The sequence below is a fragment of the Streptomyces sp. S4.7 genome (assembly GCF_010384365.1).
Classification (GTDB): domain Bacteria; phylum Actinomycetota; class Actinomycetes; order Streptomycetales; family Streptomycetaceae; genus Streptomyces.
On sequence record NZ_CP048397.1, the window covers coordinates 7,025,369 to 7,047,288 of the forward strand.

Here is a 21,920-nt window from a genome sequence, read left to right on the forward strand (position 1 = left end):
GGACCGCTCGGCCAGACACCCGCCCCAGGTGGGTGTCCTCAATCGCCGGACGGGCTCCGAACGCAGCCCGTCCGGCGGTAGAGGACAAGCGCGGGCAGATCAGCCCGAGACCTCGGAGCGGTCCCCGCCCCACAGCGTGTGGAACGAGCCCTCGCGGTCCGTGCGCCGGTAGGTGTGCGCGCCGAAGAAGTCACGCTGACCCTGCGTGAGCGCCGCGGGCAGCCGCTCGGCGCGCAGCGCGTCGTAGTACGAGAGCGCAGCCGCGAAGCCCGGCGTCGGCACACCCTGCCGTACCGCCGTCGCGATCACCTCTCGCCAGTCGTCCTGCGCCGCGCCGATCTCCTCGGCGAACTGCTTGTCGGCCAGCAGGCTCGGCAGATCGCGCTGCGCGTCGTACGCGCCCCGGATCCGGTCCAGGAACGCCGCCCGGATGATGCAGCCCGCACGCCAGATCGCGGCGACGGACCCGAGGTCGATGTTCCAGCCGTACTCCTCGCTGCCCGCCTGGATCTGGTGGAAGCCCTGGGTGTACGACACGATCTTCGACGCGTACAGCGCCTGCTCCACACGGTCCGCGAAGCGCGCCGCCTCCTCCTCGCTCAGCGCGGTCGCCGCCGGGCCCGGCAGCGTCTGCGAGACGTCCCGCAGCGCGGCGTGCCCGGACAGCGAGCGCGCGAAGACCGCCTCGGCGATGCCGGAGACCGGCACACCGAGGTCGAGTGCGATCTGGACCGTCCAGCGCCCGGTGCCCTTCTGCTCGGCCTGGTCGACGACGACGTCGACGAACGGCTTCCCGGTGGCGGCGTCCTGGTGGGCCAGCACCTCGGCCGTGATCTCGATCAGGTACGAGTCGAGCCGCCCCGTGTTCCACGTCCGGAACGTCTCGGCGATCTTCTCGGGGGAGTAGCCGGCGACCGCGCGCAGCAGGTGGTACGCCTCCGCGATGAGCTGCATGTCGGCGTACTCGATGCCGTTGTGCACCATCTTGACGAAGTGCCCGGCGCCGTCGGGGCCGATGTGGGCCACCGTCGGGGTGTCGTCCGGAGCCTTCGCCGCGATCCGCTCCAGGAGCGGGCCGAGTGACTCGTAACTCTCCTTCGAACCACCGGGCATGATGCTCGGTCCGTGCAGCGCACCCTCCTCGCCGCCCGAGATACCGACGCCGACGAAGTGGATGCCGCGCTCGCGCAGCTCCTTCTCCCGGCGGCGGGTGTCGGCGAAGTGCGCGTTGCCGCCGTCGATGATGACGTCGCCCTCTTCGAGCAGCGGAGCGAACTCCTGGATCACGGCGTCGGTCGCGTCGCCGGCCTTGACCATGATGACGAGACGGCGCGGGCGCTCCAGCGCGGCGACGAACTCCTGCGCGGAGTCCGCGGCCACGAAGGCGCCCTCCTCGCCGAACTCGTCCACCAGGGCGTGGGTCTTCGACGCCGTGCGGTTGTGCAGGGCGACGGTGAAACCGTTGCGGGCGAAGTTCCGGGCGAGATTGCGGCCCATCACCGCAAGCCCGGTGACGCCGATCTGGGCAGTACCACTCATGCGTGTGCTCCTGGGTCTCCGTCGGATGTGCCCCGTCCGGCGGTAGGGGTACGTACCGCCGGACGGGGCTGTTCATCGATCTTCAAGCCGCCCGCATTCTGTCGCATTCCGGGTCGGACGCGTCGCGACCGTTCACCTCTTGGGCGGAAGGGGCGTCGATGCGGACCATCGTTCACCAACTCTTGACACTCTCTCAGCGGCGGCGTAACACTGGCCTGGTTTTGGAGAGCGCTCTCCCGCAGTGATCCCGGTGTTCCTGACGGTCCCGGATCGGGGAGCCGCTGTCCGCGGTGCACCGTCCAGTACCACTCTCTCCCCCCACCGCATACGGCGCGTATGCGGACGAAGAGCGGCATGGAGGTCCGCATGGCCGAAAGACTTCGCAGAACCACCCTGGTGTCCGCGTTGCTCGTGTTCACCGCCCTGGCCCTGGTGGCCATGGGGCTGACCGCGATCACGGACACCGCCACCGCCGACCCCAGAGACGACCGCGGCGCCACGGCCGCGTCCCACGCGGGGCACAAGATGCCACCGGCCGTCCCCGTTCCCTCGGGCGACGACCCCGACGGTGACGGCTACATACCGGCGAACCCGCCGGTCACCGGCGTCGAGCCGTCGGACGAGATCCCGCCGCGCCGCTACTTCCACGAGTTCCAGGCGAACTGCGACGTCACCCACACCAGGCCGGACGACCCGATCGTCTACCCGGGCCAGCCGGGCGCGTCGCACGACCACACCTTCATGGGCAACCGGACCACCGACGCCAGTAGCACCACGGCGTCGCTGGACGCCGGCACCACCGCGTGCAAGGCGCCGGGCGACCGGTCCGCGTACTGGATGCCGACGCTGCTCAACGACAACCAGCCGGTACGGCCCATCGGTCCGCAGACCATCTACTACAAGGCGGGAGTCACCGACTACCGGACCGTCAGGCCGTTCCCGAAGGGGCTGCGCTTCGTCGTCGGCAGCCCCACCCAGACGGCCGAACAGTTCCGAAACCATCCGGGCTGGGTGGAGGGCTGGGAGTGCGGTGAGTCGTACAACAACACCGAGATCCCCTCCAGTTGCCCGACCGCCCGCGATGTCCAGCTCAACCTCCGCTTCCAGGCGCCCAGTTGCTGGGACGGAAAGTATCTGGACACCCCGGACCACAAGAGTCACATGGCCTATCCGCTCGTTCAGGGCGCCAACCAGGACGTCTGCCCGACGTCGCACCCGGTGGCGCTGCCGATGATCGAGTTCAAGATGGCCTGGCCGGTGAACGGAGACATGTCCAAGGTGAGACTCGCCAGTGGGACGGGGCACTCGTTCCACTACGACTTCTTCAACGCCTGGGACGACGCCACGCTGGCCGCCATGGTCAACCACTGCGTCGTCGGCGGCCTCCAGTGCGACGCGCGCGGCTACGACCAGAACAATCCACAGGCCGGCGCGGCCTTGAACGAGGACCACGAACTTCCCTGACCGGTCTCCCCCGACCGGCCTTTCCCGACCGGGACCGCTCTCCCGCCGGGGTGTACTCCGCCCTGGCGGGAGAGCGCTCTCCCACTCGTTTTCCCCACCTGCTGTCCGCGCTTCCCGTATCCCCGCCCGCACTCTCCCCACAGGTGACTCATGAGCGATTCACGACTCTTTCCGAGATCCGCGCCCGGCCGGCTGCGCACCATGGCATCGGTCGCCGCCGCCACACTTCTCGCCGCCTTCGCCGTGACCCTCCCGGCCGCGCAGCCCGCGCACGCTGCGGGCAGCGTCGTCAAGGTCGCCGGCTCACAAGGCGCCTGGCAGCTGACCGTCGACGGAGCGCCGTACCAGGTCAAGGGTCTGACCTGGGGCCCGTCCGTCGCCGACGTCGACAAGTACATGCCCGACGTGGCCTCCATGGGCGTCAACACCATCCGGACCTGGGGCACCGACGGCACCACCAAGCCCCTCCTCGACTCTGCCGCCGCAAACGGCGTCAAGGTCATCGCCGGGTTCTGGCTCCAGCCCGGCGGCGGCCCCGGCAGCGGCGGCTGCGTCAACTACCTCACCGACACGCGGTACAAGAACGACATGCTCGCCGAGTTCCCGAAGTGGGTGGAGACCTACAAGGACCACGCGGGTGTGCTGATGTGGAACGTCGGGAACGAGTCCGTACTCGGCCTCCAGAACTGCTACAGCGGCGACGCGCTGGAGCAGCAGCGCAACGCGTACACCACCTTCGTCAACGACATCGCCAAGAAGATCCACGCCGTCGACCCGAACCACCCGGTGACCTCGACCGACGCCTGGACCGGGGCGTGGCCCTACTACCAGCGCAACTCGCCCGACCTCGACCTGTACGCGGTCAACTCCTACGCCGACGTGTGCAACATCGAGGAGACCTGGAACGCCGGCGGCTACACGAAGCCCTACATCGTCACCGAGGGCGGCCCCGCCGGTGAGTGGGAGGTGGACGACGACGTCAACGGTGTGGCGTCGGAGCCCGCCGACACGGCGAAGGCGCAGGGCTACAAGGACGCGTGGAACTGCGTCACCGGCCACGAGGGTGTCGCGCTCGGAGCGACGCTCTTCCACTACGGCACCGAGTACGACTTCGGCGGCGTCTGGTTCAACCTGCTCCCCGCGGGCCAGAAGCGTCTCTCGTACTACGCGGTGAAGGAGGCGTACGGCAGGAGCACCGCCGGCGACAACAAGCCGCCGGTGATCTCGAACATGGCCGTCGACGGCGCCACGTCCGTACCCGCCGGACGCCCGTTCAAGGTCACCTCGGACGTGACCGACCCGGACGGTGACACCCTCAGCTACGAGGTCCTGGTCAACAGCAAGTACATCGACAACGGCGGGCAGTTGACGCCCGCTCAGTTCACCGGCGAGGGCAACGGGGACTTAACCGTGACCGCGCCCGACAAGCTCGGCGTGTGGAAGGTGTACATCAAGGCGTCCGACGGCAAGGGCAACGTGGGGATCGAGACCAAGTCCTTCAAGGTCGTGCCGCCGCCCGTCGACGGCACCAACGTGGCCAAGGGCAAGCCGGCCACCGCGTCGTCCTTCCAGCCCGACAGCGTCGGCTGCCCCTGCCCGGCGGCCAACGCCGTGGACGGCGACTTCGGCAGCCGGTGGGCCAGCGAATGGGCCGACCCGCAGTGGATCCAGGTCGACCTGGGCACGCGGACCGCGTTCAAGCACGTACAGCTCGCCTGGGAGGCCGCGTACGGCAAGAGCTACACCGTCCAGACCTCCGACAACGGGCAGGACTGGAACACGGTGCGGACCGTCACCGGCGGCGACGGAGGAATCGACGACATCGCGGTCAACGGCGAGGGCCGTTACGTACGCGTCAACGCCACCGAGCGCGGCACTCCGTGGGGCTACTCGCTCCACGAGTTCGGCGTCTACAGCTGACCGCCGGCCGTGGGGGCCCGGTCGGCCGTCTCCGGCCCGGCACCCACGGCCGACCACTCCTGCCGCGCCGCGCCCACCCCGCCGGCGGCGCGGTGGTCCCGCGGCGGGCCACGGAAGATCCGTGGCCCGCCGCGGGCGTTTCGCGCGCCCGCATGCCCGCTCCCGCCCGCGAGCGCCCGTTTCCGCGCTCCCGCGGCCCGCATTTCGGGCGCGTGTCGGCCGCGATTCGTACGTGGTCCGTACATGTTTCCGTGCCCGTTTCGCTGACCGTTTTGGGGGGCGGACGGGACGCAGCTCACGTTTAGACGGCCGACACACGGGAGTCCGCCCACCGCTTCGGGCGCCGTTCGGGCAGTGATCAGCGCCAATCGGGCGCCGAACCGGGCGCGGGAGGGGGTTACCCCCCGTATCACCTGCGCATACGCTGATGGGGAAACGGGCATGAACGGTCACACTCAAAGCGGCGAAGAGCCTGGTCGAGCCGGGTCTCTTGCTTGTACAAACGACCCATGAGCCCGAACGGGTGCTGAGCCCCAGCAGAGCAGGGATGTGTGTGTCGTGGACACGGACGAACGCCGACGAGAAATTCTTGAGATCGCCCGACGTGAGGGGTCGGTGGAAGTCACCGCGCTTGCCACGAAGTTGAGCGTGGCCAAGGAGACCGTCCGGCGTGACCTGCACGCCCTGGAGGAGCACGGCCTGGTACGGCGTACCCACGGCGGCGCCTACCCCGTCGAGAGCGCCGGCTACGAGACGACCCTCGCGGTGCGGACCACCCGCCTCGTACCGCAGAAGTCACGGATCGCGGCAGCCGCCGCCGATCTCATCGGCGACGCCGAGACGGTCTTCGTGGACGAGGGCTTCACCCCCCAGCTCGTAGCCGAGGCCCTGCCCCGGGACCGCCCGCTGACCGTCGTCACCGCGTCCCTGGCGGTCGCCAACGGACTGGCCGACGCCGACAAGATCGCCGTCCTGCTGCTCGGCGGCAGGGTGCGCGGCGGCACCCTCGCCACTGTCGACCACTGGGCGACCCGGATGCTCGCCGACTTCGTCATCGACCTGGCGTACGTCGGCGCGAACGGCATCTCGCGCGAGTACGGGCTGACCACCCCCGACCCGGCCGTCAGTGAGGTGAAGGCCCAGGCCATGCGCAGCTCGCGCCGCAAGGTGTTCGCCGGGATCCACACCAAGTTCGGCGCCGTCAGCTTCTGCCGGTTCGCCGACGTCGGCGACTTCGAGACGATCGTCACCGACGTCGGACTCCCGTCGGCGGAGGCACAGCGCTACTCGCTGCTGGGCCCCCAGGTCATCCGCGTCTGACCCGCCGCACCCGCTCCCGGACCCCCGCCGTACCGGCCAGGGGGCGGGAGGGGTACGGCCCGACGACGCCCCCGATTTTTCCCCCACCCTTTCAACCCCTCAGCCACCAGCAGTTTTTCGACCGAACGATCAGGAGAAACTCATGCCCCTCCAGCAGCGACGACGTGGAATAGGCGTACGTGTGGGCGCGGGAGCGGCCTTGACGGCACTCCTCGCCGGGTGCAGCGGCGCCGGCGGCACCGGCTCGGACGGCGGTGACACGCTCAACGTGCTGATGGTGAACAACCCGCAGATGGTCGAGCTCCAGAAGCTGACCGCCGCCAACTTCACCAAGGACACCGGCATCAAGGTCAACTTCACGGTGCTCCCGGAGAACGACGTACGCGACAAGATCAGCCAGGACTTCTCCAACCAGGCCGGCCAGTACGACGTCGCGACCATCAGCAACTTCGAGGTGCCCTTCTTCGCGAAGAACGGCTGGCTGCACACGCTCGACGAGTACGCGCAGAAGGACAAGAAGTTCGACCAGGGCGACATCCTCAAGCCGCTCCAGGAGTCGCTGACGGCCGAGGACGGCAAGCTCTACGGTCAGCCGTTCTACGGCGAGTCGTCCTTCCTCATGTACCGCAAGGACGTGTTCGACGCGAAGAACCTGAAGATGCCCGCCAACCCCACCTGGCAGGAGGTCGCCGACCTCGCGGCCAAGACCGACGGCGCCGAGAAGGGCATGAAGGGCATCTGTCTGCGCGGTCTGCCCGGCTGGGGCGAGGTCATCGCCCCGCTGACGACCGTCGTCAACACGATGGGCGGCACCTGGTTCACCGAGGACTGGGAGGCGCAGCTGACCTCGCCCGAGTTCAAGAAGGCCACCAAGTTCTACGTCGACCTCGTACGCGAGCACGGCGAGGCGGGCGCGCCGCAGGCCGGCTACGCCGAGTGCCTCAACAACATGACGCAGGGCAAGACGTCCATGTGGTACGACGCCACGGCGGGCGCGGGCTCGCTGGAGGCCAAGGACTCACCGGTCAAGGGCAAGATCGGCTACGTGCCGGCGCCCGTCGACAAGACGGACAGCTCAGGCTGGCTCTACACCTGGGCCTGGGGCATGCAGAAGGCGTCCAACAACACCGACAACGCCTGGAAGTTCATCTCCTGGGCGTCCGGCAAGGAGTACGAGAAGCTCGTCGGCGAGAAGATCGGCTGGTCCAACGTCCCCGCCGGCAAGCGCGCTTCGACCTACATCAACCCGGACTACCGCAAGGAGGCCGCCGCGTTCGCCGATGTGACGTCGGAGGCCATCTCCAGCGCCAACCCGCGTGACCCGGGCACCCAGCCCCGCCCGACCGTCGGTATCCAGTTCGTCGGCATCCCCGAGTTCACCGACCTCGGTACGAAGGTCTCCCAGGAGATCAGCGAGGCCATCGCCGGCCGCCAGTCCGTCGACGAGGCCCTGGAGGCTTCCCAGAAGCTGGCCGAGAAGGTAGCCGAGGAGTACCGGTGAGCACTTCCGTCAGCGCGGCGCCGCCGCCCGCCCCGCCGGACCCGTCCCCGCCGGCCGAGTCCCGCCCCCCGGCGGCGCCCCGGTCCGGACGGGCCCGCGCCTGGGCCACCCGGGCCCCCCTTCTGCCGGCCCTGATCTTCCTGATCGCGGTCACCCAACTGCCCTTCGTGGCAACGCTGTTCATCTCGCTGTTCGACTGGAACTCGCTCAACCCGGACGCCCGCAGCTTCGCCGGACTGTCCAACTACGGCTCCGTGTTCACCGACGCGGACCTGCGTGACTCGGTCTTCACGACGATGCTGCTCACCGCCACCGTCGTGATCGCCAGCGTCGTGCTCGGACTGCTGCTCGCCCTGCTGCTCGACCGCAAGTTCATGGGCCGTGGCTTCGTCCGTACGCTGCTCATCACCCCGTTCCTGCTGGTGCCCGTCTCGGCGGCGCTGCTGTGGAAGCACGTGCTGTACAACCCCGAGTACGGCCTGCTGAACGGCGGTTGGGCCTGGTTCACCGGACTGTTCGGTGTCGAGGACCCGTCGCAGCCCGACTGGATCTCGGACATGCCGCTGCTCGCCGTCGAGGCGTCCCTCGTCTGGCAGTGGACGCCGTTCATGATGCTCATCCTGCTGGCCGGGCTCCAGAGCAGGCCGCTGGACATGATGGAGGCGGCGCGGCTCGACGGCGCGAACGCCTGGCAGATGTTCGCCTTCCTGACCCTGCCGCATCTGCGCCGCTACCTCGAACTCGGCGTCCTGCTCGGCTCGATCTACATCGTGCAGAACTTCGACGCCGTGTTCACCATCACCGCGGGCGGACTCGGCACGGCCAACCTCCCCTACACCATCTACCAGACCTTCTACCAGGCTCACGAGTACGGACTGGCCTCCGCGGCAGGCGTGGTCGTCGTGATCGGCACCATCGTGATCGCGACCTTCGCCCTGCGCGTCGTCTCGTCCCTCTTCAGTGAGGAGGCGAGGCGCGCATGAGCACACTCTCCGCACCGAAGACCGCCGGCGCCCCCGGCAAGGCGTCCACCCCCGCCCAGCACCAGGACAAGTACGGCCCCGCGGCCCGGCGCGCCAAGCGGCGCTCCACCGCGCTGGGTCTGCTGGCCTGGGTGATCGGTATCGTCTTCTGCTTCCCCGCGCTGTGGATGCTTCTGACGTCCCTGCACTCGGAGTCGGACGCGGCGACCAACCCGCCGTCCCTCACCGCGCCGCTGACCTTCGACAACTTCAGCGCGTTCTTCGGCGCCGAGGGCGGTGCGAGCCCCTGGCCGCCGCTCATCAACTCGGTGACGGCCTCCGTGTTCTCCACCCTGTTCGTCCTCGTGCTGGCGCTGCCGGCGGCGTACGCGCTGTCCATCAAGCCCGTCCGCAAGTGGACGGACGTGATGTTCTTCTTCCTCTCCACGAAGATGCTGCCGGTGGTCGCCGGACTGCTGCCGGTCTATCTCTTCGCGAAGAACGTGGGGATGCTGGACAACATCTGGCTGCTCGTCATCCTCTACACCTCGATGAATCTGCCGATCGCGGTCTGGATGATGCAGTCCTTCCTCGCGGACGTGCCGGTCTCCATCATCGAGGCCGCGCAGGTGGACGGCGCCCGGGTGCCCACCGTCCTGATGCGGGTGGTGGCGCCCGTCGCCGCCCCCGGTATCGCCGCGACGGCGCTGATCTGCTTCATCTTCAGCTGGAACGAACTGCTCTTCGCCAGGGTCCTGACCGGCGTCACAGCTCAGACAGCGCCCGTCTTCCTGACCGGATTCGTCACCAGCCAGGGCCTCTTCCTCGCCCAGCTGTGCGCCGCGTCCGTCGTCGTGTCACTGCCGGTGCTCGCCGCCGGCTTCGCCGCCCAGGACAAGCTCGTCCAGGGCCTTTCTCTTGGAGCCGTCAAATGAGGGCAGCGATCGTCGAGGGTGTCGGCAAGGTGTCCGTCACCACGGTCCCCGATCCGACCCCGGGCCCGCGCGACGTCGTCGTGTCCGTCGCCGCGTGCGGCATCTGTGGCACCGATCTGCACATCCTCCAGGGCGAGTTCGCGCCGACCCTGCCGATCCTGCCGGGCCACGAGTTCGCCGGTGAGGTCGTGGGCGTCGGTGCCGACGTCACGGAGCTGGTCGTGGGCGACAAGGTCGCCGTCGACCCGTCCCTGTACTGCCACGAGTGCCGTTACTGCCGGGCCGGTCGCGGCAACCTCTGCGACCGGTGGAACGCGATCGGGGTCTCCGTGCCCGGCGGCGCCGCCGAGTTCGCCGTCGCGCCCGTGGCCAACTGCGTCAAACTCCCCGACCACGTGGACGTGCGGGACGCGGCGCTCATCGAGCCGCTGTCGTGCGCCGTACGCGGCTACGACGTCCTGAGCAGCACGCTCGGTGCCGACGTGCTGATCTACGGCTCGGGCACGATGGGTCTGATGATGCTGGAGCTGGCCAAGCGCACCGGCGCCGCGGGCGTCGACATGCTGGACGTCAACCCCGAGCGGCTGGCCACCGCGTCGAAGCTCGGCTGCTCACGGGCGGCCGCCTCGGCGGAGGAGTTCGACCGGCCCGGCGGCTGGGACGTCGTCATCGACGCGACCGGCAACGCGGGCGCCATCCAGGACGGCCTCGGCCGGGTGGCCAAGGGAGGAACGTTCCTTCAGTTCGGTGTCTCGGACTACGCGACGAAGGCCGTCATCGAGCCGTACAAGATCTACAACCAGGAGATCACCATCACCGGCTCGATGGCGGTGCTGCACAGCTACGAGCGGGCCGCCGCGCTGTTCGCCACCGGGGTCCTCGACCCCGCGGTGTTCATCAGCGACCGGCTGCCGCTGGAGCAGTACCCGCAGGCCATCGAGCGGTTCAAGGCGGGCCAGGGCCGCAAGATCGTGGTGGAGCCGTGACCGAAGCGCCCGGCGCGGCACCGGGCCCCGAACCGGGCTCCGGCGCCGTCCTGGTGATGGGCGAGGCGCTGATCGACCTGGTGCCGACGGCCGGCGACGCGGAGGAGCACCGGGCCCAGCCCGGCGGCGCCCCCGCGAACGTGGCCACCGGACTGGCCCGGCTCTCCACGCCGAGCTGGTTCGCCGGTGCCCTCGGAAACGACGGGTTCGCCCGGTCGATCGAGCGGCGGCTGGTCTCGGCGGGAGTCGAGCTCGGCCTCTGCGCCCGACCGGACCTCCCCACGGCGCTGGCCGTCGCGGACCCCGGCCCCGAGGGCACCGGCTACCACTTCCACCTCCAGCACACGGCGACCTTCCAGCTGCCCGACCGTACGGACGTGGAGCGCTTCGCCGCCGTGTACGTGGGCGGTCTCGCCGCCGTCGTCGAACCCGCGGCCTCGGCCGTGGTGACGACGGCGCGCGCCGCGGCGGCTGGCGGATCGCTGCTGGTGGTGGATCCGAACGTGCGCGAGGACCGCACGCTCGACGCGGAGGGCGGGGCGGCGAAGCTGCGCGAACTCTGCGAGCTGGCCCAGGTCGTCAAGGCCAGCGACGAGGACCTGGCGCGCCTGTGGCCGGAATCGGCGCCGGAGGAGACCTGCCGCAGGCTCGCCGGCGGCGGCCGACTGGTCGTCCTGACCAGGGGTTCGCGGGGCAGTACGGCCTACACCGGCTCCGCCGAACCGGTGTCCGTGCCCGCCGTGCCGGTCGAGGTGGTCAACACCATCGGCGCGGGTGACGCCTTCATGGCGGCGATGATCACCTGGATGGTCTCGGGCGGCGTCCACCCGGCCGCGGGCGCAGGTGAGTTCACCCGCGCACAGGCCCTGGAGATGCTGGGCTTCGCCTCGCGGGTGGCGGCCTCCGTGGTCGCCCAGGCGGGCACGGAGCCGTCGCTCCCGGAGGCGCGCGTCTGACGATCCCTCGGTTCCGGTCCTCAACTCCCGTCCCCGGCAGCGGCGTCGACCGCTGCCGGGGACGGGAGCGTGGCGAGGACATCGACTGGTGCGTGTCCGTGAAATCCCCCTGGCCTGCGGCGGAGTCGGCCGAGTACGGCCGGTCCGTCCACCACACCGGTCCTCCGGCCTTGCGATGCACCGCACCAGCCGCCGGGGGCCCGCCCCGCGGCCGGACGGCGCTACTTCCCGGACACGCTCCAGCGCTTGCGCGCCGCCGACTCGCGGATGATCTCGGCGTACCGGTATCCGCTGGACTTGATCGTCCGCCGCTGCGACGCGTAGTCGACGTGGACGAGGCCGAACCGCTTGTCGTAGCCGTACGCCCACTCGAAGTTGTCCAGCAGCGACCACGCGAAGTACCCGGCCAGCGGCACCCCCTTGCGTACGGCACGCGCGCAGGCCGCCAGATGCTCCTCCAGATAGCGGGTGCGCTCCGGGTCGTCGACCGTGCCGTCGTCCCGCAGGACGTCCGGGTAGGCCGAGCCGTTCTCGGTGACGTACACGCGCTGTGCGCCGTACTCCTCGGTCAGCCGCACCAGCAGCTCCTCCAGGCCGTCCGCGTGCACCTCCCAGTCCATCGCCGTGTGGCGCACGCCCGGCAGATAGACCTGCTTGGCGTACGGCGCGGGCCCGGCCGGGTCGTCGGCGACGACCTGGCGGAAGTAGTAGTTCAGCCCCAGCCAGTCCAGCGGCGCGGCGATGGTCTCCAGATCGCCGGGGCGCTCGGGCAGCTCCACCCCGTAAAGGTCGAGCATGTCCTGCGGGTAGCCGCGCCCGTGGACCGGGTCCAGCCACCAGCGGTTGATGTGACCGTCGGCCCGCACGGCCGCCGCCCGGTCCGCCTCGCGGTCGGTGGCCGCCTCGATCGGACTGAGGTTGTTCACGATGCCGACACGGGCGTCGGAGGACGCCGCGCGGATGGCCTGGACGGCGAGACCGTGACCGAGGTGCAGATGGTACGAGGCGTGCACCGCGGCCTTGATGTCGGTGAGACCCGGCGCCATCCTGCCCTCCAGATGGCCGATCCACGCGGAGCACAGCGGCTCGTTGAGGGTCGCCCAGTCCTTGACCCGGTCGCCCAGACGCTCGGCGACGACGGAGGCGTAGGCGGCGAAGTGCTCGGCCGTCTCGCGGGCCGGCCAGCCGCCGCGGTCCTGGAGCGTCTGCGGGAGGTCCCAGTGGTAGAGCGTGGCGAAGGGGGTGATGCCCGCCTCCAGCAGGCTGTCCACCAGCCTGTCGTAGAAGGCGATCCCGGCCTCGTTCACCGGCCCGTCCCCGCCGGGAACGACACGCGGCCAGGCGAGCGAGAAGCGGTACGAGCCGACCCCGAGCCGCTTCATGAGGCCGATGTCCTCGGGCACCCGGTGGTAGTGGTCACAGGCGATGTCCCCGGTGTCGCCGTTGTCGACCTTGCCCGGGGTGTGGGAGAAGGTGTCCCAGATCGAGGGCGAGCGGCCGTCCTCGGCGACGGCGCCCTCGATCTGATAGGCGGCTGTGGCGACGCCCCAGAGGAAATCGTGGGGGAGGGCGTTGAGGTCGTTCACTGACTGCCTTTCCGCGGAGGTCACTTGAGGTATTGACTGACGACGGATCACCTGACGTACGGTCACTTCACCGCTCCCGCCGTCAGACCGGCGACGAGATAGCGCTGGAGGAGCAGGAAACCGGCGACGACGGGCACGCTGACGACCAGCGACGCCGCCATGATCTGGTTCCAGTACACGTCGTTTTGGGTGGCGTAGCCCTGGAGACCGACGGCGAGCGTGCGGGTCTCGTCGTTCGTCATCACCGACGCGAAGAGCACTTCTCCCCAGGCCGTCATGAACGCGTAGACCGACACGGCCACGATGCCGGGGATCGCGGCCGGTACGACCACCCGGAACAGCGCGCCGAACGGACCGCAGCCGTCCACCATCGCCGCCTCGTCCAGATCTCTCGGGATGGAGTCGAAGTACCCGATCAGCATCCAGATGGAGAAGGGCAGCGAGAACGTCAGATAGGTGAGGATGAGCCCGCCCCTGGACCCGTACAGGGCGACGCCCGTGCTGTTGCCGATTTTGACGAAGATCAGGAACAGCGGGAGCAGGAAGAGGATCCCCGGGAACATCTGTGTGGAGAGCACCGTGACGGTGAAGACGCGCTTGCCCCTGAACCGGTAGCGGCTCACGGCGTACGCGGAGAACACCGCGATCGTCACCGACAGCACCGTCGCCGCGCCCGCCACGATCAGCGAGTTCACGAAGTAGTGCGCGAGCGGGACGGTGTCCCAGATGTCGAAGTACGGCCGGATGGTGATCTCGGACGGTATCCACTGGAACTTGCCCGTCACGTCCTCCAGCGGCTTCAGCGAACTGCTGACCATCACATAGACGGGCAGCAGCGCGAAGGCGGTGAGGAACGCCAGGATGATCCGGCGGGTCCAGAGGAAGGACGCCGGAGGAGCGAGGGGAGATCTGGCCTTGCCGGCCAGGGCCTTAGACGGCACCGGAGCCCTTCCTTCCGCGCGAGGTGGCCACCAGGTAGACCGCCGTCACCAGCAGCAGGAAGAGCAGCAGCAGGACGGACATCGCGGAGCCCGTACCGAAGTTCCAGGTGACGAACGACGACTGGTAGATATGGATCGAGATCAGGTTGGCCGCCTCGGGCGCCGAGTCGCCGAACAGTACGTACGGCGTGTTGAAGTCGTTGAACGTCCACAGGAACAGCACCAGCACCAGCACCTGGTTGACCGGCCGCAGCGACGGCAGGGTGATCTTGCGGATCTGCTGCCAGACGCCCGCGCCGTCGATGGACGCCGCCTCGTACAGCTCGCGCGGGATGTTCTGGAGCCCGGCCATCAGCATGAGGAAGGCGAACGGCCAGGACTTCCAGACCGCGACGACGACGAGCGCGATGAAGCTGTTGTCACCGATCAGCCAGAAGGACGGCTCGTCGGTGAGGCCGAGCTGGTCGTGCAGGACGTGGTTGATGATGCCGTTGTCGCGCTGGAACATGAACGCCCAGGTGATGACGGCGGCGTACACGGGCAGCGCGTACGGCGTGAGGAAGACGGCCCGCAGCAGCCCCCGGCCGCGGAAGTTCTCCTGGAGCATGATCGCCGCGGCCATGCCGAACAGCCAGGACAGGCCGACCGTGATGACCGTGAAGAGGCAGGTGACGTAGAAGGAGTGGAGCAGCGCCTCGCCGAGCGGGGCGTCGAAGTCGACGACGATCTTGTAGTTGTCGAACGCCCGCCACGGCGCCTTGTCCCAGTTGTTGATGTAGAACTGCGTCAGTTCGCGGAAGCTCATGACGATCCCGATCACCATCGGGACGATGTGCACGAGCAGTTCGAGCAGGACGGCGGGGAGCAGCAGCAGGTAGGGCAGCCCGCCGTGGCGGATCCGGTCGGGGATACGCGGCAGACGCCGCCGCCGCGCACCCCCGTCGCCCCGGTCCGCGCCGCTGCCCGTCTTGCGTACGGGGGGAGTCACGGTGGACGTCATGGGCGGTGCCTCACTGCTGCATCTGCTGCTGGGCCTTGTCCAGCCGCTTCTTGACGGACTCGGTCGTCACCGGGGTCCCTGAGGCGGCGTCCGCCCACAGGTCCTTGACCGCGGTCCCGACGGCGGTCTCGAACTGCGACTCCTCGGGCACCTGGGGCAGCGGCGCCGCGCTGCCCGCGAGGGTGTCGCGCAGGACCTTCAGGTCGGGCGCGGCGAACGCCGGGTCGGCCTGGGCCGCGGCGACGGGCGGGATCGACCCGTAGGTCTTGTTGAGGAGCTTCTGTTCGGCGTCGCTCGTCATGAACTTGACGAACTTCTTGGCGCCGTCGACGTTCTTGGTGTTCTTGAAGACGGCGATGTTGATGCCGGCGACCATCGAGTTGACCTGCTTGTCGGCGCCGGGCGCGCCGGACGGTACGGGCACGGGCGCGGCGCCCCAGTCCTCGGGCTCCATGCCCTGCGAGGCGAACGTCGAGGCCGCGGCCTGCCACAGCACCATCGCCGTCTTGCCCTTGGCGAAGTCGGTCAGCGACTGGTTCTGGGCGTACTCCGCGTTGCCCGGGGCGATGATCTTGTCCTTGGCCATGAAGTCGACGTACTGCTTCACCGCCGCCACATTGCCGTCGGTGGTGAAGGTCGGCTCGCCCGACGCGTCGAAGAAGTCGGCGCCGTGCTGCTGGCTGAGCGCGAAGACCTGGTGGATGTTGTTCGACAGGTTGCCGCCCTCGGCACCCAGCGCCCACTTGCCGTCCTTGGACAGCTTCTTGCCGTCGGCGACCAGCTCGTCCCAGGTGGCGGGCGGCCCGTCGATACCGGCGTCCGCGAACATCTGCTTGTTGTAGTAGAGCGCGTAGGCGAGCGAGTACAGCGGTACGGCCGCCGGGGGCCGGCCCTCGGCGCCGGCCGAGGCGACCGCCGAGTCGACGAAGCGGTCCCGGCCGCCTATCGCCTCGAAGTTCTTGTCGTCCCACGGCAGCAGCGCGCCGGTCGCCTGGAGCGAGGCCGACCAGGTGTTGCCGATGTTCAGTACGTCGGGGCCCTGCCCGGACGTGGTGGCGGCCAGGATCCGGGTGAGCAGATCGGACCAGGGCACCACCTCTAGCTTCACCTTGATCCCCGTCTCCTTCTCGAACTTCTTCAGCTCGGGAGTGAGGATCTTCTTGTCGGCCTCGATGTTGGGGCCCTGGTTGGACGCCCAGTAGGTGAGGGTCTTCGGCGAGTCGTTGCTGCCGCCCTCGCCGGTGGACGTTCCGCCGCCGCATCCGGTGACGGTGGCGGCGAGGGCGGTGGTGAGGGTGATGACTGCTGCGGCTCTGATTCGGCGCATGGGACTGCCCCTTTCCGGGGTGGCTGCGTTCGAGAGTCGAACGCTGCCTCACGGCTTAATTTATGTCGTGATTTAAGAGGTGAGAGAAGGTCGCGTCAAGGTCTGGGACCGGGGTATGTTGCCTGCTGGGAAGGAGCACCATGGCCGAGCGGGACAGAAGAACAGTGCGTGACCTGCGCAGGGGCAACCGGGCGAGGGTGTTGCAACGGTTGTATTTCGACGGGCCCCTGAGCCGTCAGGAGCTCGGCCCCGCCACCGGACTGAGTTCAGGTTCCATCAGCAACGTCGTCACCGAACTCGCCGCCGAACGCCTCCTGGAGGAGGCGGGCGTGGTCGACTCCGACGGCGGCAGGCCGCGCACGCTGCTGCGCGTTGCTCCCGGCGGCGCGCTCCTCATCGGCATCGACATCGGGGAGACCCGCGTCCGTGTCGAACTCTTCGATCTGTCCCTGACCGAACTCGCCCGCACCGAGAGGCTGTTGGCCCAGCACGGCCACGACGTCGAACGCATCGTCGCGCACGTGCGCACCGGCGTCGCCCATGTCCTGCGCGACGCCGGTGCCGACCCGCGCGAACTCCTCGGCATCGGCATCGGTGTCCCCGGCATCATCGAACGCGACGGCCCCGAGGGCGCGGTCGTCCACGGCCAGACCATGGGCTGGAGCGCGGTGCCCTTCGAGAAACTGCTGCGTGCCGCCGTCGACATACCCGCCGAGGTCCCGCTCTTCATCGACAACGGCGCCAAGACGCTGGGCCAGGCGGAGATGTGGTTCGGCGGCGGGCGGGGGACCGGCACCGCCGCGATCGCGCTCATCGGCTCCGGCGTCGGCGCCAGCGTGATTCACGGTGGCGAAGGCGGCACGCTCGACGAGAACCAGCGCAGCAGCGCGCTCGAATGGGGCCACACCACCGTGCAGATGCGGGGCCGGCGCTGCCGCTGCGGCTCCATCGGCTGCCTGGAGGCGTACGCGGGCGCGGAGGCGATGCGCGAGCGCTGGCAGGAGGCGGGGGGCCCGCTGCCGGCCGACGCGGACGACGAGACGGCGCTGGCGGCCCTGCTGGGCGCGGCCTTTCCGCCGCCGGGCGGGGCGGCGCCGGACCCGGTCGCGGTGGCGCTGCTCGACGAGACCGCCGAGTGCCTCGGGGCCGCGGTGGCCGACCTGATCAATCTGTTCCTGCCGGAACGGGTGCTCCTCGGCGGGTGGGCGGGCCTTCTGATCGGCCCGCACCTGCTGCCGGACATCCGCCGCTACGCCCGTGAGTACGCACTGCGGCACACCGCGGCGCGGGCGACGGTCGAGATGGGACGGCTCGGCCCCGACGCGGTGACGGTAGGCGCGGCGACGCTGCCCCTGACGGACTTCCTCGCCCGCGGCGGCACGCGCCCCCTGCCGCCGGCCCCGGACACGGGCCCCCCACCACGATGGGCCCGGGCCCCGACGTAGGCGGGTCCCCGGGCCGGGGTCTTGTCCTCCATCGCCGGACGGGCTGGAGCGGGCCGAACTTGCGGGCAGACCCCAGCCCGTCCGGCGATGGAGGACGAACCTCGGGCCGTAGGGACCGCTCCCCTGCGCACGGGAGCCGCAACTCGCTCGGGCCCGCCTTTCGGCGCGCCCGCACAACCCAGCCCGTCCGGCGATGGAGGACAGAGCCGGGCCTGCCGGGCCCGTCCTTGCGTGCACGTGTGTGCCGACTCGCCTGGGGGCGGTGTTCAGCCCGTCCGGCGTTTGAGGACGAAGGCCCGGGCCCCGGGCCGGGGGCATCAACCAGCCCGTCCGGCGATTGAGGACAGGACCCGGCCGGTCAGGCCGAGGCGCGCAGGACCAGCGTGGGCTCGAAGATCACCGACGTCACCGGACGTTCCGGCCGCGCCAGGCGGTCCAGCAGCAGCCGTGCCATCTCCGCCGCCATGTCCTCCACCGGCTGCCGCACCGTCGTCAGCGGCGGCCGGCAGGACGCCGCCGCGCGGCTGTCGTCGAAGCCGATCACCGCGACATCCTCCGGCACCCGCCGCCCGAGCTCGCGCAGCACCCGGCACGCGCCCACGGCCATCAGGTCGTTGGCCGCGAACACCCCGTCCAGGTCCGGGTGTTCCGCGAGCAGCCGCTCCATCGCCGACTCGCCGCTCTCCTCGGTGAACTGGCCCTCCGCCACGGGGACGTACGGATGCCCCTGCCGGGCCATCGTCTCCCGGAAGCCCGCCAGCCGGTCCTGCCCCGCCGGTACGTCCAGCGGTCCCGCGATCGTGACGATCCGCCGGCAGCCACGGGCGAGCAGATGCTCGGCGGCCAGCCGGGCGCCGTCCTGGTGGGCGAGGTCGACGTAGCTGATCCGTACGGGACGGGCGGGGCGCGCGTACAGGACGGCGGGCAGACCGGCGTCGGTGATGAGCGCGGGCAGCGGGTCCTCGGCGTGTGTGGAGACGACCAGCGCGCCGTCGGCGCTGCCCTGACGCAGGTAGGACACCGCCTCGTCCCGCGCCCGTGAGGTCTCGGCGAACATCAGCACGGGGTGAATCCCGCGCGGGCGAAGGAAGGTGACGACGCCCGTCACCACCCGCCCGAAGAACGGGTCGGCGAAGACGTCCGTCATGAAGGAGCCCATGCCCCCGCCGAATCCGGCGCCCTCGCGACCGCAGTCGTCACCCCCGCCCCCCGCCGTCGCGGCGACCGGCGGCGGGTCGTCGCCCGCGCCCGACACCACCAGGGCGATCGAGTCGGCCTTGCGGGTGACGAGCGAGCGGGCGGCGCGGTTCGGGGTGTACCCGGTGACGGACACCGCGTCCCGTACGGCCGCCTGGATCACCGGATCGACGTTGCGTACGCCGTTGATGACGCGTGAGACGGTGGCGCGCGAGACCCCGGCCGCCTTGGCGACATCCTCCAGCGTGGGCGCGCCGACCGCTCGTGAATCCTCCGTCATGAGCGCATTTATAGCATCAGCGGAGAGCGCTCTCCATCGACGCGTCCGGCGCGAGCGGCCCCGGCGCCGCCACCGTGAGCGTCGTGCGCAGCGGCAGCTCTCCCGCCGAGGAGCCCGCCAGGAGCGTGAACGTCCCCGGTTCCGTCTCCCAGCGCCCGTGGTCCGTCGACCAGTGCGACAGTGCCCGCGCCGCGAGCCGTACGGTCGCCACGGCCTCCTCGCCCGGGTCGGCCTCCACCGACGCGTACCCCGCGAGCGCCCGTACCGGCCGGTCGACCGCCGTGTCCGTCCTGGCCACATAGACCTGGACGACCTCACGCCCCCGGCGCGGGCCGGTGTTGCGCAGACGTACGCGTACCTCGACACCGGCCCCGTCCCCGCTCACGGCGGAAGGCGCCTCCATGCCCTCGTACGTCCACGTCGTGTAGCCGAGCCCGTGTCCGAACCAGTACGCGGGCCGGGCCCCGGCGCGCAGCCACGCGCGGTGGCCGATGTGGACGCCCTCCTCATAAGGAAGGCGTCCGTCGCGCGGCCGGGTGTCGAGCACCGGTACGTCCTCCTCGGCGAGCGCCCAGGTCGTCGGCAGCCGTCCGCCGGGCTCGGCGCGGCCGAACAGCACGTCGGCAAGGCCGTGTCCGGCCTCCTGGCCGGGGAACCAGGAGAGGAGCAGCGCGGGCACCTCGCGGTGCCAGGGCATCGCGACCGGGCCGCCCGAGTTCACGAGCACCACCGTGCGCGGGTTCGCGCGGACCACCGCCCGTACCAGCGCGTCCTGCCCGTCGGGCAGCGCCAGCGAGTCGCGGTCGCGGCCCTCGGACTCGCTCTCCTGCGTCGTGCCCACCACGACCACCGCGACATCGGCCGCCCGCGCCGCGGCCTCGGCGGCGGCGAGCGCCGTCGGCGCGTCACCCGGCGGCGGGGCGGCGGCCAGCAGCGTCGCCACACCTGTCCCGGCGTCCAGCCGCCGCCGCGCGACCACCTCCGACTCGACGCCCTCGGTCAACTCGGCCCGTACGCACCGGTAGGGCGGGGAAACGTGTACGCGGGTCGGGTCGTCGCTGTCGAGCGGGAACTCGTCGGACAGCAGCGTCCGGCCGTCCACGGACAGGGAGATGAGCCCCCAGCCGCCCACACCCAGTGTCCAGCTCCCGCTCCGCGCGGGCCGGACGAGCGCGCTGATCTCCACGGTGACGGCGCCCGCGACACGGGCCGGTTCCACGATGCGGCCCGACAGGCGGTGTTCGGCGTGCAGTTCGGCGCCGTGGGCGTCCAGCAACCGCACGAGGACGCCCGGTTCGCCACCGCGCGGATCGCGTGTCCAGGCCGGGTCGAGCGGCCGGGGGCGGGTGTGCGGCGGGAGTCCGGGCGTGTACGTCACCTCGGGCCGGTAGCCGTCACCAGCTTCCACGGGCGCTTCGCCCAGCGCCGCCTCGATCCCCTCCAGCGGCGTGACCACGGACGAGGGGAACACCTCCGCGCTGCCGCCCCCCTGGATCCGTACGGCCGTTGCCTGCGGGCCGATGACGGCGACGCGGCGCAGCCGGGCCGGATCCAGCGGCAGCACGTCCCGCTCGTTGCGCAGCAGGACCGTACCGGCGGCGACGGCCCGCCGCAGCAGCGCCCGTTCACCGGCGGGCGGGATCAACGGCCGTCGGCGCGGGGCCGGTTCGCCCAGCGCCCCGACGCGCCGGGCGAGCCGCAGCAGTCTCCGTACCTTGTCGTCGATCCGTGCCTCGTCGATCAGGCCCGCCGTCACGGTGGCGAGCAGCCCGGCCGCCCACGGGCTCTCCGGCCCCGGCATGGCGAGGTCCTGGCCCGAGCGCGCGCTGCCGAGCAGCGAGCGCACCGCCCCCCAGTCGGAGAGGACGAGCCCGTCGAAGCCCCAGCCGCCCTGGACCGGCCCGTTCCCCGGCAGCGGCCGGTCTCCCTTCAGCGGCCACTCCAGGAGCGGACTCGCCGACATGGTCACGCCGTTGACCTTGTTGTACGCGGACATCACCGCCCAGACACCGGCCTCCACCGCCGCCTCGAACGGCGCCAGATACAGCTCACGCAGCGCCCGCTCGGTCACCCGCACATCGACGTGCAGCCGGTCGGTCTCCGCGTCGTTGGCGACGAAGTGTTTGGCGGTGGCCGCCACTCCGCCCTCCTGTACGCCCTTGACGAACGCGACACCCGTGCGCGCCGTCAGCAGCGGGTCCTCGGAGAAGCACTCGAAGTGCCGCCCGCCGAGCGGTGACCGGTGCAGGTTGAGCGTGGGGGCGAGGAGCACCTGGACACCCTTGCGGCGCGCCTCGGTGGCCAGCAGCCCGCCGAGGTCGCGGACCAACTCCTCGTCCCAGGACGCCGCGAGGGCGGTCGGCGACGGCAGGACGAGGGAGGTCCGCCGCTCGTCCCACGTCTCGCCGCGTACCCCGGCGGGTCCGTCGGACATCGTGAGAGGACGCAGCCCGACGGCCGGTTCGGCGTACGTACGCCAATTGCTGGCGCCCGTCAGCAGACGGATTTTCTGCCCGAAGTCGAGCTTCTCCAGCAGTCGCCCGGTCTCGTCCTCGGCCATG

At 70.4% G+C, this 21,920-nt stretch carries 16 protein-coding genes; 9 read left to right on the forward strand and 7 right to left on the reverse strand.

Annotated elements, in window-relative coordinates; all coding sequences use genetic code 11:
• Positions 1–99: 99 nt before the first annotated feature.
• Positions 100–1,539, reverse strand: a complete 1,440-nt coding sequence (gene gndA, locus SSPS47_RS30845) for an NADP-dependent phosphogluconate dehydrogenase (RefSeq protein WP_164253774.1) — start codon at positions 1,537–1,539, stop codon at positions 100–102.
• A gap of 366 nt (positions 1,540–1,905) precedes the next feature.
• Between gndA and SSPS47_RS30850 the strand changes: the two genes are divergently transcribed.
• From SSPS47_RS30850 to SSPS47_RS30885, 8 genes are all read left to right on the forward strand, one after another.
• Positions 1,906–3,003, forward strand: coding sequence for a DUF1996 domain-containing protein (locus SSPS47_RS30850; RefSeq protein WP_164253775.1), 1,098 nt, complete (start codon positions 1,906–1,908; stop codon positions 3,001–3,003).
• A gap of 150 nt (positions 3,004–3,153) precedes the next feature.
• Positions 3,154–4,923: a discoidin domain-containing protein gene (locus tag SSPS47_RS30855; RefSeq protein ID WP_164253776.1), complete on the forward strand. Its 1,770-nt coding sequence runs from the start codon at positions 3,154–3,156 to the stop codon at positions 4,921–4,923.
• A 558-nt stretch (positions 4,924–5,481) separates the two neighbouring features.
• Positions 5,482–6,243, forward strand: coding sequence for a DeoR/GlpR family DNA-binding transcription regulator (locus tag SSPS47_RS30860; protein ID WP_164253777.1), 762 nt, complete (start codon positions 5,482–5,484; stop codon positions 6,241–6,243).
• A gap of 142 nt (positions 6,244–6,385) precedes the next feature.
• The gene (locus SSPS47_RS30865) at positions 6,386–7,744 is read left to right on the forward strand and encodes a sugar ABC transporter substrate-binding protein (RefSeq protein ID WP_164253778.1); all 1,359 of its coding nucleotides are present in this window, start codon (positions 6,386–6,388) and stop codon (positions 7,742–7,744) included.
• On the forward strand, positions 7,741–8,727 hold the full coding sequence (locus SSPS47_RS30870; RefSeq protein ID WP_164253779.1) for a sugar ABC transporter permease: 987 nt from the start codon (positions 7,741–7,743) through the stop codon (positions 8,725–8,727). Before SSPS47_RS30865 ends, SSPS47_RS30870 begins: the two co-directional genes overlap by 4 nt.
• Positions 8,724–9,641 (forward strand): carbohydrate ABC transporter permease, encoded by a 918-nt coding sequence (locus SSPS47_RS30875; protein ID WP_164253780.1) that lies wholly within the window; start codon positions 8,724–8,726, stop codon positions 9,639–9,641. The genes SSPS47_RS30870 and SSPS47_RS30875 overlap by 4 nt, the downstream gene beginning before the upstream one ends.
• Positions 9,638–10,627, forward strand: coding sequence for a zinc-dependent alcohol dehydrogenase family protein (locus SSPS47_RS30880; protein WP_164253781.1), 990 nt, complete (start codon positions 9,638–9,640; stop codon positions 10,625–10,627). Before SSPS47_RS30875 ends, SSPS47_RS30880 begins: the two co-directional genes overlap by 4 nt.
• Before the next feature lie 56 nt (positions 10,628–10,683).
• Positions 10,684–11,583: a carbohydrate kinase gene (locus tag SSPS47_RS30885; protein WP_164255217.1), complete on the forward strand. Its 900-nt coding sequence runs from the start codon at positions 10,684–10,686 to the stop codon at positions 11,581–11,583.
• Between the two features lie 221 nt (positions 11,584–11,804).
• Here SSPS47_RS30885 and SSPS47_RS30890 read toward each other — a convergent pair whose 3' ends face one another.
• The 4 genes from SSPS47_RS30890 to SSPS47_RS30905 all read right to left on the reverse strand — a co-directional run bounded on the left by SSPS47_RS30890 (position 11,805) and on the right by SSPS47_RS30905 (position 16,437).
• Positions 11,805–13,169, reverse strand: a complete 1,365-nt coding sequence (locus tag SSPS47_RS30890) for a GH1 family beta-glucosidase (RefSeq protein WP_164253782.1) — start codon at positions 13,167–13,169, stop codon at positions 11,805–11,807.
• Between the two features lie 62 nt (positions 13,170–13,231).
• Positions 13,232–14,110, reverse strand: coding sequence for a carbohydrate ABC transporter permease (locus tag SSPS47_RS30895; RefSeq protein WP_239065127.1), 879 nt, complete (start codon positions 14,108–14,110; stop codon positions 13,232–13,234).
• Positions 14,100–15,110: a sugar ABC transporter permease gene (locus SSPS47_RS30900; protein WP_164253783.1), complete on the reverse strand. Its 1,011-nt coding sequence runs from the start codon at positions 15,108–15,110 to the stop codon at positions 14,100–14,102. Before SSPS47_RS30900 ends, SSPS47_RS30895 begins: the two co-directional genes overlap by 11 nt.
• A 10-nt stretch (positions 15,111–15,120) precedes the next feature.
• A complete protein-coding gene (locus tag SSPS47_RS30905) occupies positions 15,121–16,437 on the reverse strand; it encodes a sugar ABC transporter substrate-binding protein (RefSeq protein ID WP_164253784.1) in 1,317 nt (438 codons plus the stop codon).
• A 140-nt stretch (positions 16,438–16,577) separates the two neighbouring features.
• Here SSPS47_RS30905 and SSPS47_RS30910 point away from each other — a divergent pair, with 140 nt between their 5' ends.
• Complete coding sequence (locus tag SSPS47_RS30910; protein WP_147877882.1) at positions 16,578–17,882, forward strand: ROK family transcriptional regulator; 1,305 nt, start codon at positions 16,578–16,580, stop codon at positions 17,880–17,882.
• A gap of 358 nt (positions 17,883–18,240) precedes the next feature.
• Here SSPS47_RS30910 and SSPS47_RS30915 read toward each other — a convergent pair whose 3' ends face one another.
• Both SSPS47_RS30915 and SSPS47_RS30920 read right to left on the reverse strand, forming a co-directional pair.
• A complete protein-coding gene (locus tag SSPS47_RS30915) occupies positions 18,241–19,359 on the reverse strand; it encodes a LacI family DNA-binding transcriptional regulator (RefSeq protein ID WP_164253785.1) in 1,119 nt (372 codons plus the stop codon).
• 16 nt (positions 19,360–19,375) lie between these two features.
• Positions 19,376–21,919 carry a glycoside hydrolase family 3 C-terminal domain-containing protein gene (locus tag SSPS47_RS30920; RefSeq protein ID WP_164253786.1) on the reverse strand — a complete coding sequence of 848 codons (2,544 nt, stop codon included), beginning with the start codon at positions 21,917–21,919 and terminating at the stop codon, positions 19,376–19,378.
• Position 21,920: the final 1 nt, after the last annotated feature.

Coding starts and splice junctions, on each gene's coding strand:
- gndA (WP_164253774.1), bottom strand. CDS start 1,539: ATGAGTGGTACTGCCCAGATCGGCGTCACCGGGCTTGCGGTGATGGGC.
- SSPS47_RS30850 (WP_164253775.1), top strand. CDS start 1,906: ATGGCCGAAAGACTTCGCAGAACCACCCTGGTGTCCGCGTTGCTCGTG.
- SSPS47_RS30855 (WP_164253776.1), top strand. CDS start 3,154: ATGAGCGATTCACGACTCTTTCCGAGATCCGCGCCCGGCCGGCTGCGC.
- SSPS47_RS30865 (WP_164253778.1), top strand. CDS start 6,386: ATGCCCCTCCAGCAGCGACGACGTGGAATAGGCGTACGTGTGGGCGCG.
- SSPS47_RS30875 (WP_164253780.1), top strand. CDS start 8,724: ATGAGCACACTCTCCGCACCGAAGACCGCCGGCGCCCCCGGCAAGGCG.
- SSPS47_RS30880 (WP_164253781.1), top strand. CDS start 9,638: ATGAGGGCAGCGATCGTCGAGGGTGTCGGCAAGGTGTCCGTCACCACG.
- SSPS47_RS30885 (WP_164255217.1), top strand. CDS start 10,684: ATGGGCGAGGCGCTGATCGACCTGGTGCCGACGGCCGGCGACGCGGAG.
- SSPS47_RS30900 (WP_164253783.1), bottom strand. CDS start 15,110: ATGACGTCCACCGTGACTCCCCCCGTACGCAAGACGGGCAGCGGCGCG.
- SSPS47_RS30905 (WP_164253784.1), bottom strand. CDS start 16,437: ATGCGCCGAATCAGAGCCGCAGCAGTCATCACCCTCACCACCGCCCTC.
- SSPS47_RS30910 (WP_147877882.1), top strand. CDS start 16,578: ATGGCCGAGCGGGACAGAAGAACAGTGCGTGACCTGCGCAGGGGCAAC.
- SSPS47_RS30915 (WP_164253785.1), bottom strand. CDS start 19,359: ATGACGGAGGATTCACGAGCGGTCGGCGCGCCCACGCTGGAGGATGTC.
- SSPS47_RS30920 (WP_164253786.1), bottom strand. CDS start 21,919: ATGGCCGAGGACGAGACCGGGCGACTGCTGGAGAAGCTCGACTTCGGG.